Source organism: Patescibacteria group bacterium (assembly GCA_028710985.1).
GTDB lineage: Bacteria > Patescibacteriota > Patescibacteriia > JAHJFT01 > JAHJFT01 > JAQTTB01.
Genome location: JAQTTB010000002.1, coordinates 102560 through 118468, shown reverse-complemented (window position 1 = coordinate 118468; position 15909 = coordinate 102560). Strand labels below are relative to the sequence as shown.

Annotated in this window: 17 protein-coding genes; 15 read left to right on the top strand and 2 right to left on the bottom strand. The window is 49.4% G+C overall.

The window, feature by feature from the left end; genetic code table 11:
- Positions 1–163: 163 nt before the first annotated feature.
- The 7 genes from PHW53_04355 to PHW53_04325 all read left to right on the top strand — a co-directional run bounded on the left by PHW53_04355 (position 164) and on the right by PHW53_04325 (position 6364).
- Entirely contained in the window at positions 164–1084 is a 921-nt protein-coding gene (locus PHW53_04355; GenBank protein MDD4995663.1) for a hypothetical protein, read from the top strand.
- 106 nt (positions 1085–1190) lie between these two features.
- Positions 1191–1565, top strand: a complete 375-nt coding sequence (locus PHW53_04350; protein MDD4995662.1) for a hypothetical protein — start codon at positions 1191–1193, stop codon at positions 1563–1565.
- Positions 1566–1640: 75 nt separating this feature from the next.
- Complete coding sequence (gene rfbB, locus PHW53_04345) at positions 1641–2663, top strand: dTDP-glucose 4,6-dehydratase (GenBank protein ID MDD4995661.1); 1023 nt, start codon at positions 1641–1643, stop codon at positions 2661–2663.
- A 37-nt stretch (positions 2664–2700) separates the two neighbouring features.
- Positions 2701–3117, top strand: a complete 417-nt coding sequence (locus PHW53_04340; protein ID MDD4995660.1) for an FdtA/QdtA family cupin domain-containing protein — start codon at positions 2701–2703, stop codon at positions 3115–3117.
- A gap of 273 nt (positions 3118–3390) precedes the next feature.
- On the top strand, positions 3391–4647 hold the full coding sequence (locus PHW53_04335; GenBank protein MDD4995659.1) for a hypothetical protein: 1257 nt from the start codon (positions 3391–3393) through the stop codon (positions 4645–4647).
- Positions 4648–4729: 82 nt separating this feature from the next.
- Positions 4730–5569 (top strand): dTDP-4-dehydrorhamnose reductase, encoded by an 840-nt coding sequence (rfbD, locus tag PHW53_04330; protein ID MDD4995658.1) that lies wholly within the window; start codon positions 4730–4732, stop codon positions 5567–5569.
- Positions 5570–5635: 66 nt separating this feature from the next.
- A complete protein-coding gene (locus PHW53_04325) occupies positions 5636–6364 on the top strand; it encodes a sugar phosphate nucleotidyltransferase (GenBank protein MDD4995657.1) in 729 nt (242 codons plus the stop codon).
- A 36-nt stretch (positions 6365–6400) separates the two neighbouring features.
- Here the strand turns inward: PHW53_04325 and PHW53_04320 are convergent, their stop codons facing one another.
- Entirely contained in the window at positions 6401–7759 is a 1359-nt protein-coding gene (locus tag PHW53_04320; protein ID MDD4995656.1) for a PEGA domain-containing protein, read from the bottom strand.
- 42 nt (positions 7760–7801) lie between these two features.
- Here PHW53_04320 and murA point away from each other — a divergent pair, with 42 nt between their 5' ends.
- The 5 genes from murA to PHW53_04295 all read left to right on the top strand — a co-directional run bounded on the left by murA (position 7802) and on the right by PHW53_04295 (position 12945).
- Positions 7802–9055, top strand: coding sequence for a UDP-N-acetylglucosamine 1-carboxyvinyltransferase (gene murA, locus PHW53_04315; protein ID MDD4995655.1), 1254 nt, complete (start codon positions 7802–7804; stop codon positions 9053–9055).
- A gap of 171 nt (positions 9056–9226) precedes the next feature.
- Positions 9227–10447: a S41 family peptidase gene (locus PHW53_04310; protein MDD4995654.1), complete on the top strand. Its 1221-nt coding sequence runs from the start codon at positions 9227–9229 to the stop codon at positions 10445–10447.
- Between the two features lies 1 nt (position 10448).
- Positions 10449–10877: an NUDIX domain-containing protein gene (locus PHW53_04305; GenBank protein ID MDD4995653.1), complete on the top strand. Its 429-nt coding sequence runs from the start codon at positions 10449–10451 to the stop codon at positions 10875–10877.
- Entirely contained in the window at positions 10874–11320 is a 447-nt protein-coding gene (gene rplI / locus PHW53_04300) for a 50S ribosomal protein L9 (GenBank protein MDD4995652.1), read from the top strand. The genes PHW53_04305 and rplI overlap by 4 nt, the downstream gene beginning before the upstream one ends.
- 2 nt (positions 11321–11322) lie before the next feature.
- The gene (locus tag PHW53_04295; GenBank protein MDD4995651.1) at positions 11323–12945 is read left to right on the top strand and encodes a CTP synthase; all 1623 of its coding nucleotides are present in this window, start codon (positions 11323–11325) and stop codon (positions 12943–12945) included.
- Positions 12946–12990: 45 nt separating this feature from the next.
- Here PHW53_04295 and rpmA read toward each other — a convergent pair whose 3' ends face one another.
- Positions 12991–13275 carry a 50S ribosomal protein L27 gene (rpmA, locus tag PHW53_04290; protein MDD4995650.1) on the bottom strand — a complete coding sequence of 95 codons (285 nt, stop codon included), beginning with the start codon at positions 13273–13275 and terminating at the stop codon, positions 12991–12993.
- Between the two features lie 137 nt (positions 13276–13412).
- Between rpmA and PHW53_04285 the strand changes: the two genes are divergently transcribed.
- The 3 genes from PHW53_04285 to ftsW are packed head-to-tail and all read left to right on the top strand — an operon-like array spanning position 13413 to position 15901.
- Positions 13413–13727 (top strand): hypothetical protein, encoded by a 315-nt coding sequence (locus PHW53_04285; protein MDD4995649.1) that lies wholly within the window; start codon positions 13413–13415, stop codon positions 13725–13727.
- Between the two features lie 2 nt (positions 13728–13729).
- Entirely contained in the window at positions 13730–14788 is a 1059-nt protein-coding gene (mraY, locus tag PHW53_04280; GenBank protein MDD4995648.1) for a phospho-N-acetylmuramoyl-pentapeptide-transferase, read from the top strand.
- Positions 14789–14791: 3 nt separating this feature from the next.
- Positions 14792–15901: a putative lipid II flippase FtsW gene (gene ftsW, locus PHW53_04275; protein MDD4995647.1), complete on the top strand. Its 1110-nt coding sequence runs from the start codon at positions 14792–14794 to the stop codon at positions 15899–15901.
- The last annotated feature ends 8 nt before the right edge of the window (positions 15902–15909 follow it).

The following is a 15909-nucleotide window of genomic DNA, read 5'->3' as shown; positions in this document are numbered from 1 at the left end:
TGAATTAGTAAATCGGGGAAAAATATAAAGTCAGGGATTTAGATTCCTTGACTTTTTTTGTAGATAAAGTAAAAATGAATTGTTCTCTCATCTGAGAGGCACCCGGGCCCCGGGTGAGGGGCACCCAAAAATTTCGGGCAAGTTAGCCTGGAAGGAGAAAGACATGAAGAGCAAGTGGACGACGCATGACTGGACTACGGGTCAACTCAACGCCCTGGTCAAGCTCCTGGGCGAGAAGAACGCCCTTCGGCTCCTGCGCGGCGAGCTCAAGCTCAAGGTGAGCGAAGACGGCGCCACGGCCGAGCTCGCGAAAGCGGCGCTGAAGCTCTTCGATAAGAACGGTCGGCGCATTCCACCGCGCGACATGAGCGCCGCGGTTTGCAACCCGAACCGCAAATTCCATCTTATCCAGCCGAAGCTGGACTACGCCGAGCGTCACCGTCGCTACTTCGAGCTCTTCGGCGACCCGGGCATGATCGCCGATGAGTTCTATGCGCGGAGCGAGGCGCTCATGGCCAAGCTCAAGGCCGACGAATCGCTCGTCAATCTCTTGAAGGGAGTTCACCTTCCCGTCATCCTGCCCCAGCTTCCCGAGAGTTTTGACTACGGCGAGCTCCTGGAGAAGCGGTTCCTTTCGGCCGTGGCTAAGGCCTACGTGAGCGAGTTCTCGGACCGCGAGTTCGTGCATCATCGTCAGGGCGAGCTTGTCAGCAAGGTGGAGATTGTCCACTCAAGCCACGAGCGGCTCGTTGCCGAGCTCAGGGTTGGCCCCCGGGTCGCGCTCTTCTTCCCCAACCCGCTCCAGAGTTTCAGCATCCATGCCGATCGTGAGCAGATGGCGACTCTTCCCGGCTCGCTTCACCTCGGCGGCGGCATCGACACTGCGGTTATTATGGCCCTGTACCCGGATGTGTTAGCTCGGGATTACACGACGCCTGGCTTGAACATGGCCGCTCTGTCGTGGCAGTTCGTCGATTCCTCGCTCTACTTCGAGGCCTCTGACGACGACCTCAACTTCGACTCCAGGGTGAACCTGGATGGTGTGGACGGCCTCTGCTCGTCCGGTCTCCTTCTCCTCGGGTAGTGCCTTGGTTCTCGGACCTTTGGTCATTGGATTCTTGGCGCGACATCAAAAGTGTCGCGTTTTTTTTATGGCCGCTGGCTTGACGAGGATTGTTTTTGGGCATATTATGCCTGCATCAAAATCAGAAATTAATCAAGGCGTTGAGGAGGAGCAGATGCCGAAAAACAAGTATTGCTGTCCGGGCTGTGAAGTGGTCCTAAATCCGGGCACCAAGATTATTCTGATCGCCCAGAATACAAACAAACGGGAAGAACTTATTCTCCTGATTCCGCAGGAAACCGATTACCGGGTCGTCATGTCGGCGGGTTTTTTGAAGTCGCAGGAGGCGGCAAAATTGTTCTGTCCGGTGTGTCATTATGATCTCATGGTGGCCAAAGACAGCCGTTTTGCCCAGATTGAACGGGTGACGGAAGACGGGCATTTTTCTACGGTTATGTTCTCGCGCATCTTCAGCGAGTCCGCGGTTTTTGTCGCGAAGTAGCCCTATCTCCGGGCGGCTCCCTTGGGTCGCCCTCTTTATTTACAAATTCAGGGTTTTATTATATAATTGGACAATATGAAAATTCTCGTGGCTGGAGGTGCCGGTTTTATTGGTTCGAACTTTGTTCGGCACATCCTCGAAAATTATCCCGACTACAAAGTGGTCAATTACGATAAGCTCACTTATGCAGGCAATCTTGATAATCTGCGTGATGTCGAAAGTAATTCGAATTACACCTTTGTCCAAGGCGACATTTGCGATGTTGAATGTGTTGATAAAGTAATTTCCGAGCACGGTATTGATACCCTGATAAATTTCGCTGCCGAGACGCACGTTGATCGCTCAATTCACATTGGCTCGCGTGATTTCGTCATGACAAATGTTATAGGTGTGCAAACTTTACTTGATGCGGCCCGCCGGCACAATTTGCAAAAAATGGTCAATATTTCCACTGACGAAGTTTATGGAACTCTTGACTTAGGTGATGGAAAAAAATTTTTTGAGGACACGGCCTTTACACCAAATGTTCCATATGCTGCGGCCAAGGCCGGTGGTGATTTAATGTGCCGAGCTTATTTTAAAACTTTTAAAGTGCCGGTAATTGTTAGTCATTGTTCAAATAATTACGGTCCCTATCAATTTCCGGAAAAATTGATTCCATTTGCTATTTTTAAAGCCATGAATAATGAGCCGGTGCCGATATACGGCGATGGACTCTATGTTCGTGATTGGATTTTTGTCATGGACCACTGTAGAGCTATTGATTGGATGCTTCATGAAGGCGTGCCGGGAGAAGTTTATAATATCGGCGCAGATAATGAACGGCACAATGTCGATGTGGTAAAAATGATTTTGCGGATGTTGAATAAGCCGGAAGATTTAACCGTAACCGTTCAAGATCGGCCCGGCCATGATCGGCGTTACGCGGTCGACGCGACAAAAATTCAGCGTGAACTGAAATGGAAACCAGAGTACACGGTCGATAAATTTGAGCAAGGTCTGAGCCTGACAGTAGAGTGGTATCGGCAAAATATGGAGTGGGTGGAAAAATTGAGAAAACGACAGACAGAATTGAATTCGCACATCAAACCAAGCTAGAAGCCTATTCGTGTGGTACGTTTTTTGAATAAGAGATATGCTAAAGGAATTTAAAATTTTTACATTAAAAAAAGTTGATACGCCAAAGTTCGTCATGAGTCCGGTGGAACTCAAGGATTATATTGATTTTGACGTAAAACGGGTTTATTTTATCACCAAGCCCCAATCTCCAACCGGCGCGCACTGTCACAAAGTTGAAGAAGAATTTTTTATTTTGGTGCAGGGCACGGCCACAGCGGTCATTGACAAGGGCCAGGGTTTGGAAGAAATTCGCCTAACTTCGCCGACAAGCGGTCTTTATGTTCCCGATTATGTTTGGCATCATTTTAAAGATTTTTCGTCGGACGCGATTTTGTTGGCAATAAGTTCAACTAATTACAATCCATCCAGGAGCGATTATATTGAGGATTACGAAGAATTTAAAAAAGAGAGTCCGTATTACAAGCGAGGGTAAGAGGTTGCGCCACAGAAGTCGGATTTTTGTAAAAGTACGGTAGATTTGAATCTGGAGAACGAGCCGTGGTGGCGCAATGTGATGAGCGGAAATTATCAGAAGTATTACGAAGAACAATACTCAGACAGAAGGTAGAGGATACCGCAAGGGCGGCAAGGGAGAGTTTTTCTGATTTCAGCCATCCGGCTGATTTTTGTTAATCCAACATCTTGACAGCGGGAATTTAGGGTGGTAGGTTATTCTAACTGCCAAGAGGCAGTAAAGGAGGATAAGATGGATCTTTCCAGGACAGGGGCGCTTTTGGATGATGAAATCGCGGCCGAGGAAATTATTCGTGAAATGCGGCGGGAATTTTCTCCGGCTCTCTTTGGGAGCGTGGTGGTAAAGAGCCGCGACCTGGCGCTCGAGCGCGGCATCTACGTAGTCAAGGCAATTCTGTGGGCGCTCGCGGACGCCGGACTGGATCTACGGCAGATTGAGCCGGGCCACGGCATCGGCCACATCGTGCGCGATTACGCGAACGGCCTGGTCATGCTCAAGGATCTCGCAGCTGATCCCCGGGACATCTTCATCGGCTTCATCGCCGGCGTATTGCACGACGCGGGATGCGCCGTGGTTCCGCGCTACAGCGAGAGCAAGCGCGTCATCCGGCACGCCGAAGCCATCGCCATTCTGCTGCACGAGGTTTTCGCGGACAACCGCGTTGACCTCAACGACGCCGAGCAGATCCTGGTCCAGTACGCCGTAGCGGCGCACACCCACTATCTCAAGCCGTTCGAGGTCAAGGGCCAGGACGGCCGGCCGCGCGTGCTCGAGCCATACGTGGATCTCTACGAGAACGGCAAGCCGATTCTCGCGGTCTGGATTCCGATTTGGATCGACCGGCTGGATTGCAGCGGTCCGTGCTTTCCGGCCCGGCATTTCCTGACGCTCAGCCACGATCACGAGGACTTTGACGGCAAGAGTTTCTACGGGGTGAATTTCGCGGACCACATGCGGCCAATTATCCGTACGGCCGAGGAGATCAAGGCGGCCGGCGGAGCGCGGACCATGCTCGAGCATCTCAAGATGTTCGCGGATTTACAGACAAACCTCGCGATGGTGAGCCGGCGCGATGCCATGGCCCGCGACCTCAATGACATCATCGAGAGCACGTTCACAAGAACCGCCGTTCGCGCCGATGACTGCATGGACGAAATGGCGTACGGAAGATTCGCGGACTTCCTTGGCCACAACATCGAGCCGACCGAGCTCGGCCGGCAAGCGGCAGCACTGCTCGGAAAGCGGTTCATGGAGCTCGACAGCCAGACGCGAGGGAAGTGGCTGAACGCTTTCTGGTGCATGGAGCAGCGCTACCTGATCTGGTCCGAAATGACTCTGGGCGCGCTGGATATGCACTTCCCCGATTATCTCGAGCTTCCGGGCATCGGAAATATCGATGATATTCTTTCGCCGCACGAGTCGTGGACTGCTCCGGATGACGGGACCGACGGCGACGACGAGATCGTAAGCTACTCTCACATCCCGTGAGAGCGACCCTGGCGGCACGCACCTAGCGCGCCGTCTTTTTTTTTATTGACAATTAAGCAAAATTCGATTAAAATTTCGTTATATGAAAGTATTAATTATCGGCGCCAAGGGCATGCTTGGGCAGGAATTGGTTCAGATTTTTGGCGATCATGAAGTAATCGCCTGGGACCGGGAGGATTGCGATATTGCAAATAAAGATGAAATTCAGGCAAAGATACGCGGCGCCAAACCGGATGTAATTATTAATGCCGCGGCTTATAATGACGTGGACGGAGCGGAAAAGAATAAGGAAATCGCGGATTTAATCAACGGACGGGCGCCGTGTTATTTAGCTGAAGCGGCCGAGGCACTGGGCGCGATCATGGTTCATTACTCCACGGATTATGTTTTCCGCGGCGACAATAAAGAGGGGTATGGCGAAGACGATCGGCCGGATCCGCAGTCGGTCTACGCGACGAGCAAATATCTGGGCGAGCTGGAGCTCGCGAAATATTGCACCAAATTTTATCTTATCCGCCTTTCGCGGCTTTTTGGCAGGGCGGCGGCGGGCGAAGGCGCCAAAAAAAGTTTTGTTGACAAAATGCTTGAACTCGCGCAAACTAAGAGTGAACTGGATTTGATTGACGAAGAAGTGTCATCGCCGACCTATGCGCCGGATTTGGCAAAGCGAACCCGGGAAATCATTGACGGAAAAAAAGGGTTTGGCATTTATCACGGCGCGAACCGCGGCAGTTGCACCTGGTATGGTTTCGCGGAAGCGATTTTTAAAACAAAAGGGATTGATATAAAATTAAATCCCGTGCCCGCCGGAAAGTTTCCCCGGCCGGCGGCGCGTCCGGCGTTTTCCGTGCTCCTGAATACCAAACTGCCGGAAGCGCGGACATGGCAGGAGGCATTGTGGGAATATCTGGCGAGCTTTTAGGAATTAGCTTGTAGCTTGTAGGAATTATTTTATCGCCCACAAGCTACAAGCTAAAAGCTACAAGCTATGAAGGGAATAATCTTGGCGGGCGGACACGCGACCAGGTTGCGGCCGCTCACGAAAATGACATCAAAGCAATTATTGCCGGTTTATAACAAGCCCATGATTTATTATCCGCTTACGACTCTTTTGAACGCCGGCATTAAGGAAATTTTGCTCATCATCGCGCCGGAGTACGCCGGACATTTTCTTCATCTGCTCGGCTCGGGCCGGGAATTCGGTCCGGACGTGAAATTCAGCTACGAAATTCAGGATTCGCCGCGCGGTTTGGCGGACGCGTTTATCGTGGGTGAGAATTTTATCGGCGATGAGAGTGTGGCCATGATTTTAGGCGACAATATTTTTGAACATGATTTTTCGGAGGATATCAGAACATTTGAGAGGGGTGGGAGAATCTTTGCTATTGAAGTCCCGGATCCGGAACGTTTCGGCGTGGTTGAATTCGATGAGAATAATAAAGTAATTTCCATCGAGGAAAAACCAAAAGTACCCAAGAGCCGGTTTGCGATTCCGGGTTTGTATATTTTCGATAACCGAGTAGTCGATTTTGCCAAAGGAGTAAAGCCGTCGGCGCGCGGCGAAATTGAAATAGTGGACCTTCACCGGCGGTATCTGGATCTTGGTGAATTGGATGTGCGGCGAGTGGAGGGTAAGTGGTTCGATGCCGGAACATTTGATTCACTACTGGACGCGGGTAATTTTCTCCGAGAGAAAGAAAACGGTGCAGGAAAATAAAAAAAATCGTCCTTTGCTAAACTCAGGGCGATTTTTTTATATTAAAGGCAGGTAGTGTAGGCCCAGGGAATTTTGCCAGATTCCGATGAAATATAGATTTTCGGAATTGTAATCAACTGCAAAATCGGCAATGGTTGCCTCGTTAACCAAATCAAATATATTTCTTTTTTCGCGGGAATCCAGCTCAATAACTTTTATCCCATCTCCGAAATCAAAGAAAATATATTCGCCATTGCGGTGCCAGCTGGCGTTTTTAATCTGACTGGCAAAACGCGTTATCAACTCATTATATTTACTCTTGGGGTAAAAAATCCAGATTTCAAAGTCTTTAAAATACAGAAGTTTTTTCTCTCCCTGGTTGGAGGTGTACCAGGAATAACCGCTGGCTTCCTCCTGCAAAATTGGTTCGGTAAACGGAGCCGAGGTGTCGAAAAGTAAAAGTTCGCGGTTGTCTCTTTTGAGCATGAGGTAGGGAAAACCGGAGTCCTCAAACGTGTAGTTTCCGTGCGGCAGTTCGTAGAGGATGGTACTGCCGGCGAGCGGGTTATTAATATCGGATACGCTTAGAATTATTTTCCCGTTATTTTTGATAATCGAAAATATTTTGTCGCCGCGGACAAAATACTCAGTCGAGCCGGAGAAGAGCGGGGTTATCTGGCCGGTGGGCAGATTTATAGCCGATAAATTCGTGTCATTCACGACGTAAAAAACGTCATCGCTTGTTTTGGACCAGAAGAATCTTTCCGCCGGTTTTTCAAGATATTGTAAAAGGTTGACGATGCTGCCGTCACTAACATCGTAGATTAGTTGTTCTTTGCCGCCAGGCTTCTGTATTTCAAAAAATATTTTCGACGACCCCGGGGCCCATACAATTGACGCGTCATTGAAGTCGTCGAGATTGCGGCGTTCAATCAGACTGAATTCCCGCCGCTTTGTCGTAAAAATCCAGATTTCCGCCCAGCTCGATTCCTTAATTACATAAATGAGGCTCGAACGATCCGGCGAGAACGACGAACTAGCAATTTTTCTTTCAATGAGCAGGCTCGGATCGCTATCCATAAAAAGCGTCACCATGTCGGCAAATGTTGATTCGCCGCTGTTTACGGTAAGTTTTTTTGACCACGGAATAAAATTCGTTTTTTTGATTTCAACGGTATACTCGTTGGGGTTTATTTTTTTTATTATTGCCGGGGTCCGCTGTTTTTCGGGCTGGCCGTTGATAAATATTTCCGCATCCGTCGGGTTAGAATTTATTACGAGTACGCCGGTATGCTGCATCTGACCGGAGGTGAAATTATAACGATAGCCCATGGTGTAGGCGATAATCAGCGGGGCGACAGTCAAAAAAATAAGTACGAATATGATCTTAATTGATAATCTGGCGGATATCTTCATAGTCTTGCGAAAATTGGGTATTTGAGATAAAGTATATGTAATATGAGTAAATTTGTAATTCGCGGGGGGGAGCGATTGCGCGGCGATATTGAGGTGCATGGCATGAAAAATGCCGCGACGCCAATACTTGCAGCAACGCTTCTTACGAGCGAAGAATGCATTATAGACAATGTACCACAGATTACGGATGTGATAAAGATGGTTGAGATTTTGAAGAGTCTGGGTGCGCGCGCTGAGTGGACCAGCGGGCGCCAGCTTACGATTTGCGGGAAAGATGCGTGTATCGGCAAGATTGATCAGAAAAAAGTAAAAAGTATGCGGTCGTCGGTGCTATTACTCGGACCGCTGCTTGCGCGTTTTAATGAAGTAACGATCTCTGAACCGGGCGGCTGTATTTTGGGCAAGCGTCCGTTGGATACGCATTTTTATGCGCTCTCGGCGCTGGGTGCGAGCGTTGAACCAGCCGGGGACGAGTTCACGATTCGGGCCAGCGGCTTGCACGGTGCGGAAATTGTTTTACCCGAATTTTCAGTTACTGCGACCGAGAATGCGCTAATGGCCGCGTCGCTCGCCGACGGAAAAACCGTGATAAAGCTTGCGGCGGCCGAGCCACATGTCCAGGATTTGATCGATTTTCTCTGCGCCATGGGCGCGAAAATTTCCGGACGGGGAACGCATACCCTTGTCATTGAAGGAGTTAAGAAGCTTGGCGGAGCGCGGCACGCGCTGATTCCGGATCAGATTGAAATTTGCACTTGGGCGGTTGCCGCCGCGGTAACGGCCGGAGAGATCAATATTCATCCGGTTGTTCCCGAGCATTTGGATATCGTGATGTTGAAGCTGAAAGAGGCGGGAGTTTTGGCGGAGATTAAGGGGGACGTACTTGAAGTGAGGCCGTCGACAAATTTTCGGGCATTTAAACTGCAGAGTCTGCCATATCCCGGATTTCCGACCGATCTCGAGGCGCCGTTCGGAGTACTCGCAACCCGGTGCCCGGGCACTACATTGATTCATGACCCGCTGTACGAAGGGCGCATGGGATATATCAATGAACTTATAAAAATGGGCGCGAACGCCACGATCTGCGATCCGCACCGTGTGCTCGTCACCGGGCCGACGCCGCTCTATGGCCGCGAAATCCGAAGCTATGATTTACGCGCCGGCGCGACGCTTATTATTGCCGGACTAATTGCCGAGGGCGAGACAGTTATCGACGAGGCCGAAGTAGTTGATCGCGGTTATGAGACAATTGACGAGCGGCTGCGCGGTTTGGGCGCCGATATCCGAAGGGAATAGATTCAAAAATAAAAAATGCCACCGATGCGAGCGGGATACGGTGGCTTTTTGATTTCAGTCGTAGATTTTATTTTAGCTGGGTTGAGCCAAGAATTGGCTTGAAAAGAGCATCCGATTAGTTTAGCGGATATTTTGACTTTTATTAAAGAAACTGCTAGAATATTGGAGTGTATGTTACCCGATAATAAAAAAATCAGGTTAATTATTTCGGGATTAGCCCTGATCATTGTTTTTAGCGGCGGAATTGTTTTGGGCTCTCATTTTTCCGGTGGATCGAGGAGCGGTGACGTGATAAATAAGGAAGTTGAACAGCCGGTTTATTTGGAAAAAAATGCGGATTTCCGTATGTTCTGGCAGGTCTGGAATATGGTGAAAGATAAATATTATAAACAGCCGGTCTCCGAGACCCGGCTTTTTTATGGCGCCCTTGAAGGAATGGTGGCAGCACTCGATAATCCGTATACCGTATTTTTTACTCCGGAAAATGCGGAAAATTTCACAAAAGACCTGGAGGGCAAGTTTGAGGGAATCGGAGCCGAGATTGGCATAAGGCACGACCAGCTGACAGTCATATCGCCGTTACCCGACAGCCCGGCGGAGCGCGCCGGTCTCAAAATTGGCGACAATATTTTGGCGATTGACGCCCTGGATACAACCGGCATGTCGGTGGAAAAAGCAGTGAGTTTAATTCGCGGGCCGGCTGGAACCGATGTGGTTCTTTTGATCTGGCGAGAGGGCGCAGAAGAACCGTTTGAAACGCGGATTACCCGCGGCGCAATTGATATGGTGAGCGTGCGGTGGAAAATGCTTCCTGATGGCATCGCATACATTGAGCTTATGAGTTTTGCCGAAGATACGGTTGATCTTTTCAACCGGGCGGTTGGCGATGTAACCGGAGCCGGTGCAAAAGGCGTTATCCTTGATTTACGCGGGAATTCGGGTGGTTACCTCGAGAGTGCGGTTGATGTGGCAAGCCATTGGATTGGAACGCAAATTATTACGATTGAACGCGACAGCAAGGGCGTGGAAACTCCGTTCTATGGAAATAATCAGGGAGCACTCGCGGATATTCCGACCGTGATTTTAATGAATCAAGGAACCGCCTCGGGTTCGGAAATTTTGGCCGGCGCGCTCAAGGATTATGGCAAGGCAACGCTTGTCGGAAAACAGAGTTTCGGCAAGGGTTCGGTTCAAGAGATGGAAAATCTGAAGGACGGATCGGCAGTAAAAATAACTGTTGCTGAGTGGTTGACGCCAAACCATGAATCATTCGACGAGCAGGGCATTGTCCCGGACCATGAGGTTGAACTCACGGATGAGAATTACAACAATGATGAGGATCCGCAGATGGATAAGGCCATGGAAATCATTAAAGAGGTTCTCGTAAAATAATATGAGGAACGAAGTGTCAGCCGGCGGGATTGTTTTCCGGAATAAAGACGGGAAGATCCAGGTTTTATTGATAAGTGATTCGTACGGGAATTACGCCTTTCCTAAAGGGCATGTGGAGCGGGGTGAGACCGTGGAGCAGGCGGCTCTGCGTGAAACCGCGGAAGAGGTAAATCTTGAAAAATTGAAATTAATTAAAAAAATAGGCACGACAAAATTCTGGTTCACGCAGGACGGCGAAAAAATACATAAAACTTTGCATCTTTTTCTGATTCAGTCCCTGGACGAAACCGCTGAACCGTCGCCGCAGTACGAAATACAGGGGTGCGAGTGGGTGGATATTGAAAAATTAGCCGGAATAAAAACATATAAAAATCTTACACCCATAATGCGGAGGGCGATGAAGCTAATTTATCAACAGAAAAATATATGAACGTAATTTTTTTGAAGAACGTGCCCGGCGTGGCTCAGGCCGGTGATGTGAAAAACGTGGCCGACGGTTACGCCAGAAATTTTCTTTTCGTGAAGGGTCTGGCCGAACAGGCGACCACGGCGGCGCTCGCATCTCTTGAAGCGAAAAAGAAGCATGTTCAGCGGCACGAACAATCCGAGTCCGACCGCGCCGGCACCGCAAGCCGCAAAATCAAGGGTATGACGATTTCTATCCGGGCAAAAACCGCTGGCGATAGCAGTAAGCTTTATGCGGCCGTGAAACCCAAGGACATTGAAGAGGCGCTGAGGCAGGCGGGCGCAGAAATTGGAGAGGCGCAGGTTGAAACCGACGCGCCGATTAAAGAAACCGGCGATTATACGGCCACGGTTGATTTCGGCCACGGCATAAAAGAAATTATAAAATTAAAAATTATCAAAGATTGAATATGTCAAAATTTATCTTTGTGGTCGGCGGCGTAATGTCGGGCGTGGGAAAGGGGACCGCCTCGGCTTCGATCGGCAAAATTCTCCTGGACAAGGGATTCAATGTTACGGCAATCAAAATCGATCCGTATATAAATGTTGATGCTGGTACAATGAATCCGGTTGAACATGGAGAAGTTTTCGTAACCGAAGACGGCGACGAAACCGACCAGGACATCGGGACTTACGAAAGATTTTTAGATACGAATATCTACAAGGATAACTATATGACCACCGGCCGCGTTTACAAGACTGTGATTGAGAAAGAACGGAATCTTGAGTACGGCGGGCGGTGCGTTGAGGTTGTACCGCATGTGCCAGAGGAGATTATCAAACGGATAAAACGCGCCGCCAGGCGCGCCAGTGCGGATATAACGATGATTGAAATCGGCGGAACCGTCGGAGAATACCAGAACATACTCTTCTTGGAAGCGGCCCGCATGATGCACCTTGCCAATCCCAAGGATGTGCTTTTTGTGCTCGTGAGTTATTTGCCGATTCCGGATAAGATCGGGGAAATGAAAACGAAACCAACACAGTACGCGGCGCGCACTCTTAATTCCGCGGGCATCAATCCGGATATTATCATCGCGCGCAGTTCGCGGCCGCTTGACGATCCGCGCAAGAGAAAAATATCAATTTTTTGCAATGTCCAGAAAGAGGATATTATCTCCGCTCCGGACGCGGATACGGTTTACGAAGTTCCCATGATTTTTGAGTCGCAGAACCTGGCGCGGCGCATTCTTTCAAAATTCGGTCTTAAGGCGCGGAGGAAGCCGGCGAAAAATTGGACAAAGCTAGTGAAGATCATAAAGACCGCGGACAATCCGGTGCGAGTCGGGGTGATTGGAAAATATTTCAGCACCGGCAATTTTGTCCTGACCGACGCTTACATTTCGGTTCTTGAAGCAATCAAGCATGCGGCCTGGTATCATTCGCGCAAGCCGGAAATCGTCTGGATGAATTCCGAAGAGTTTGAGCAGGACCCGTCTAAACTCAAAACCCTTTCCGATCTTGACGGCATTATCATTCCGGGGGGATTTGGTTCGCGCGGCGTGGAGGGGAAAATCGCGGCAATCAAATACGCGCGCGAGAATAAGATTCCTTACTTTGGGCTTTGCTACGGCATGCAGTGCGCGGTTATTGAGTACGCCCGCAATGTCGCGGGACTTGCCGGCGCGAATACGACAGAAATAAATCCCAAGACCGAACATCCGGTAATTCACATCATGGATGAACAGAAGACCAAACTTGAAAAAGGCGATTACGGCGGCACGATGCGGCTCGGCGCGTATCCGTGCGTGCTTCATCCCGATTCATTGAGCCGCAAGGCATATGGTTTAAAGAATATCTCCGAAAGGCACCGCCACCGCTACGAATTTAATAATGCCTACCGCGATATATTGACCGAGAAGGGAATGATGCTCGCCGGCCGGTCGCCAGACCGTCGCCTTGTGGAGATTGTCGAAGTGCCAAACCATCCGTTTTTTGTGGCCGTCCAGTTTCATCCGGAATTCAAATCGCGCCCGCTCACGCCACATCCGCTTTTCCGCGAATTTATCGCCGCGGCAATTCGTAAGAAATAAAAAAATTTCCGGTTGGCCGTGGCCATACCGGAAATTTCTGATATTTTACGCTTTTTCTGGGATGACGCTGATGAATCTTGTGAGTTTGAGCGCGCCGTTGAATCGGCTTTTTTTCCGGGCGGAAAATTTCACTTTTCCGGCGCGAAGGGCGATGAGGGTATCATCACCGGTGCGCTTTACATTTTTACCGGGGTGCACGGTAGTGCCGCGCTGGCGGACAAGAATTGATCCGGCGTTAGCCCACTCTCCGTCGTAAAGTTTAACTCCGAGGCGTTTGGACTGCGAATCGCGGCCCAAATGAGTGGAACCACCCGCTTTTTTATGTGCCATATTTAAGTAATAGGATGATAATTTAAGTTTGCGAATATTATACACGAATGCGGCGGGGGCGTCAAGTCCCGGTAACTAAAAAATACATGAAATCGCTTATTATATTAATATTTTGGCGGGATCAGTTTATCCGGATTGTGACTATTTTCAGCGCGGTTTTGCTGTTCGCGCTTTGGATTCTGGCAACCGTAAAAATCGCGCCACTCTCCGGAGAGGGCGCATTTTTGCCACTTCACTACAATATATATTTTGGCATTGATTTAATCGGAGCCTGGTATAAGATTTTTGCGATTCCGGGTGCGGGAACGGTTTTCTTTATCGTAAATTGCGTTCTAGCCGCGATTTTTTATAAAAAGGAAAAGGTACTTAGTTATTTTGCCGCCGCTGCGAATTTTATCTTGAGCATCGGACTTGCCGTGGCGCTGGTACTAATTATTCTGTTAAATATTTGATTATGATGGATTCTTTCCAGGTGATAAGAATTTTTGCGCTTACCGCGATATCATTTGCGCTGGCCATGCTCTGGACTCCGGGGTTAACCCATTTTTTGTATAAGTACAAGATGGGCAAGCGAATTCGTGATGCCGGTTCCGCTCCGATTATGTCAAAACTGCATGAGAAAAAGGCCGGCACGCCGACAATGGGTGGAATTCTTGTCTGGGTGACGACGCTCGTACTTGCCCTGATTTTTGCGAATATCGCGCTTTTTGTTGACAACCATTGGCTTGCCGCGCTTGATTTTTTAAGCCGGAATCAGACGCTTTTGCCGCTCGGTGCGCTTGTGGCGTCGGCAATTGTCGGGCTGATTGACGATTATTACAACGTGAGGCGCATCGGTCCGCACGGCGGCGGCTTGCGCATGCGTCATCGACTTGCTATATACACGCTCATCGCGCTTATTGGTGCATGGTGGTTTTATTTCAAACTCAACTGGGATGTGCTACACGTGCCGTTCTTTGGCGATTTCTCGGTCGGTTGGTGGATAATGCCAATTTTCGCGTTTATAATCGTGGCGACTTCATTTTCGGTCAACGAAACTGACGGACTGGACGGACTCGCGGCCGGAACCCTGCTAACCTGTTTCGGGGCGTATTCAATCATCGCGTTCACGCAGGGGAAATACGAGCTCGCCGCATTTTGCGCCGTGATTATCGGTGCCCTGCTCGCGTTTCTGTGGTTCAATATTAATCCGGCGAGGTTCTTTATGGGGGATACGGGTGCGATGTCGCTTGGCGTAACCCTCGGTATCGTCGCCATGCTGACCGACAGCGTCGCACTGCTTCCGGTTATCGGGCTGGTGTTCGTTGCGGAATCGCTTTCGGTAATCATTCAGATGATTTCCAAGAAATTGCGCCACGGTAAAAAAGTATTTTTATCTTCGCCGATTCACCATCACTTTGAGGCGCGCGGCTGGCCGGAGCAGAAGGTGGTAATGCGCTTCTGGCTTATATCTGTAGTAATGGCATTCGTCGGAGTAATCATTTATCTCATGGACAAGACAGTAATACGATAAATCATGACGATGAAGTTTTTAAAAAATATTGACTATTCTTTCCTTGCGCTGGTCGGATTGATTGTGATTTTTGGGTTGATTGTGCTTTCGTCGGCTTCGGGGCCGCTCGGTTATCAGAAATTCGGCGACAGCTATTATTATCTCAAGCACCAAATTGTTTACGGCTTTTTGCCGGGAATAGCCATGCTCTTGATTTGCGCGAGAATACCATTTACTTTCTGGAAGAAAAAAGCGTTGATATTGTTTATTATTTCGTTCATTCTTCTACTCGCGGTTTTTATTCCGGGCATTGGCGCGGAATATGGAACCGCGCATAGCTGGCTGAGCATTGGGGGATTTTCTTTCCAACCCTCCGAGTTGTTGAAACTAACTTTTTTAATTTATCTTGCCGCGTGGCTTGAGGCGCGCGGAGAAAATAAATTAAAGGATATCAATTCGGGTTTGGTGCCTTTTTTGATAAGCCTTGGTGTGGTAATGCTGGCGATGGTTCTTCAGCCTGACCTTGGGACCATGACAATCATTGTTGTGTCATCTCTTATAGTTTATTTTGCCGCCGGAGCGCCGTGGGCCCATATCGGACTTTTGGGCGGAGCCGGAGCGGCGCTTCTATTCATACTCATAAAAATGGCTCCGTATCGTTCGGCGCGCTTTATGACATTCTTACATCCGGAGCTCGATCCGCAGGGAATCGGTTATCATATTAATCAGGCGCTTCTTGCGATCGGTTCTGGCGGAATTCTTGGACTCGGCCTGGGACACTCGCGGCAAAAATTTCAATACCTTCCCGAGGTGGCGGGTGATTCAATATTTGCAGTGATGGCTGAAGAACTGGGTTTAATATTTTCACTCTTGGTGGTCGTGGCTTTTGTGGCGCTCCTCATCAAGGGATTCCGGATTGCCGCGAGTTCAGATGACGTTTTTGGCCGATTCTTGGCCACCGGAATTTCGGCGTGGTTCGCGGTTCAGGCGCTTATTAATATCGGTTCGATGATTGGACTCATGCCCATGACCGGCGTACCGCTGCCGTTTATTTCTTACGGCGGATCGGCGCTCATGGTTTCACTCGCCGCAGTCGGAATATTGTTAAATATTGATCGTCACGCGCGTGCGTGATCGCAATT

What these genes read in the sequence shown, in the direction of transcription:
- PHW53_04355 (MDD4995663.1), top strand. Translation starts at nt 164, where the DNA reads ATGAAGAGCAAGTGGACGACGCATGACTGGACTACGGGTCAACTCAAC.
- PHW53_04350 (MDD4995662.1), top strand. Translation starts at nt 1,191, where the DNA reads ATGCCTGCATCAAAATCAGAAATTAATCAAGGCGTTGAGGAGGAGCAG.
- rfbB (MDD4995661.1), top strand. Translation starts at nt 1,641, where the DNA reads ATGAAAATTCTCGTGGCTGGAGGTGCCGGTTTTATTGGTTCGAACTTT.
- PHW53_04340 (MDD4995660.1), top strand. Translation starts at nt 2,701, where the DNA reads ATGCTAAAGGAATTTAAAATTTTTACATTAAAAAAAGTTGATACGCCA.
- PHW53_04335 (MDD4995659.1), top strand. Translation starts at nt 3,391, where the DNA reads ATGGATCTTTCCAGGACAGGGGCGCTTTTGGATGATGAAATCGCGGCC.
- rfbD (MDD4995658.1), top strand. Translation starts at nt 4,730, where the DNA reads ATGAAAGTATTAATTATCGGCGCCAAGGGCATGCTTGGGCAGGAATTG.
- PHW53_04325 (MDD4995657.1), top strand. Translation starts at nt 5,636, where the DNA reads ATGAAGGGAATAATCTTGGCGGGCGGACACGCGACCAGGTTGCGGCCG.
- PHW53_04320 (MDD4995656.1), bottom strand. Translation starts at nt 7,759, where the DNA reads ATGAAGATATCCGCCAGATTATCAATTAAGATCATATTCGTACTTATT.
- murA (MDD4995655.1), top strand. Translation starts at nt 7,802, where the DNA reads ATGAGTAAATTTGTAATTCGCGGGGGGGAGCGATTGCGCGGCGATATT.
- PHW53_04310 (MDD4995654.1), top strand. Translation starts at nt 9,227, where the DNA reads ATGTTACCCGATAATAAAAAAATCAGGTTAATTATTTCGGGATTAGCC.
- PHW53_04305 (MDD4995653.1), top strand. Translation starts at nt 10,449, where the DNA reads ATGAGGAACGAAGTGTCAGCCGGCGGGATTGTTTTCCGGAATAAAGAC.
- rplI (MDD4995652.1), top strand. Translation starts at nt 10,874, where the DNA reads ATGAACGTAATTTTTTTGAAGAACGTGCCCGGCGTGGCTCAGGCCGGT.
- PHW53_04295 (MDD4995651.1), top strand. Translation starts at nt 11,323, where the DNA reads ATGTCAAAATTTATCTTTGTGGTCGGCGGCGTAATGTCGGGCGTGGGA.
- rpmA (MDD4995650.1), bottom strand. Translation starts at nt 13,275, where the DNA reads ATGGCACATAAAAAAGCGGGTGGTTCCACTCATTTGGGCCGCGATTCG.
- mraY (MDD4995648.1), top strand. Translation starts at nt 13,730, where the DNA reads ATGATGGATTCTTTCCAGGTGATAAGAATTTTTGCGCTTACCGCGATA.
- ftsW (MDD4995647.1), top strand. Translation starts at nt 14,792, where the DNA reads ATGACGATGAAGTTTTTAAAAAATATTGACTATTCTTTCCTTGCGCTG.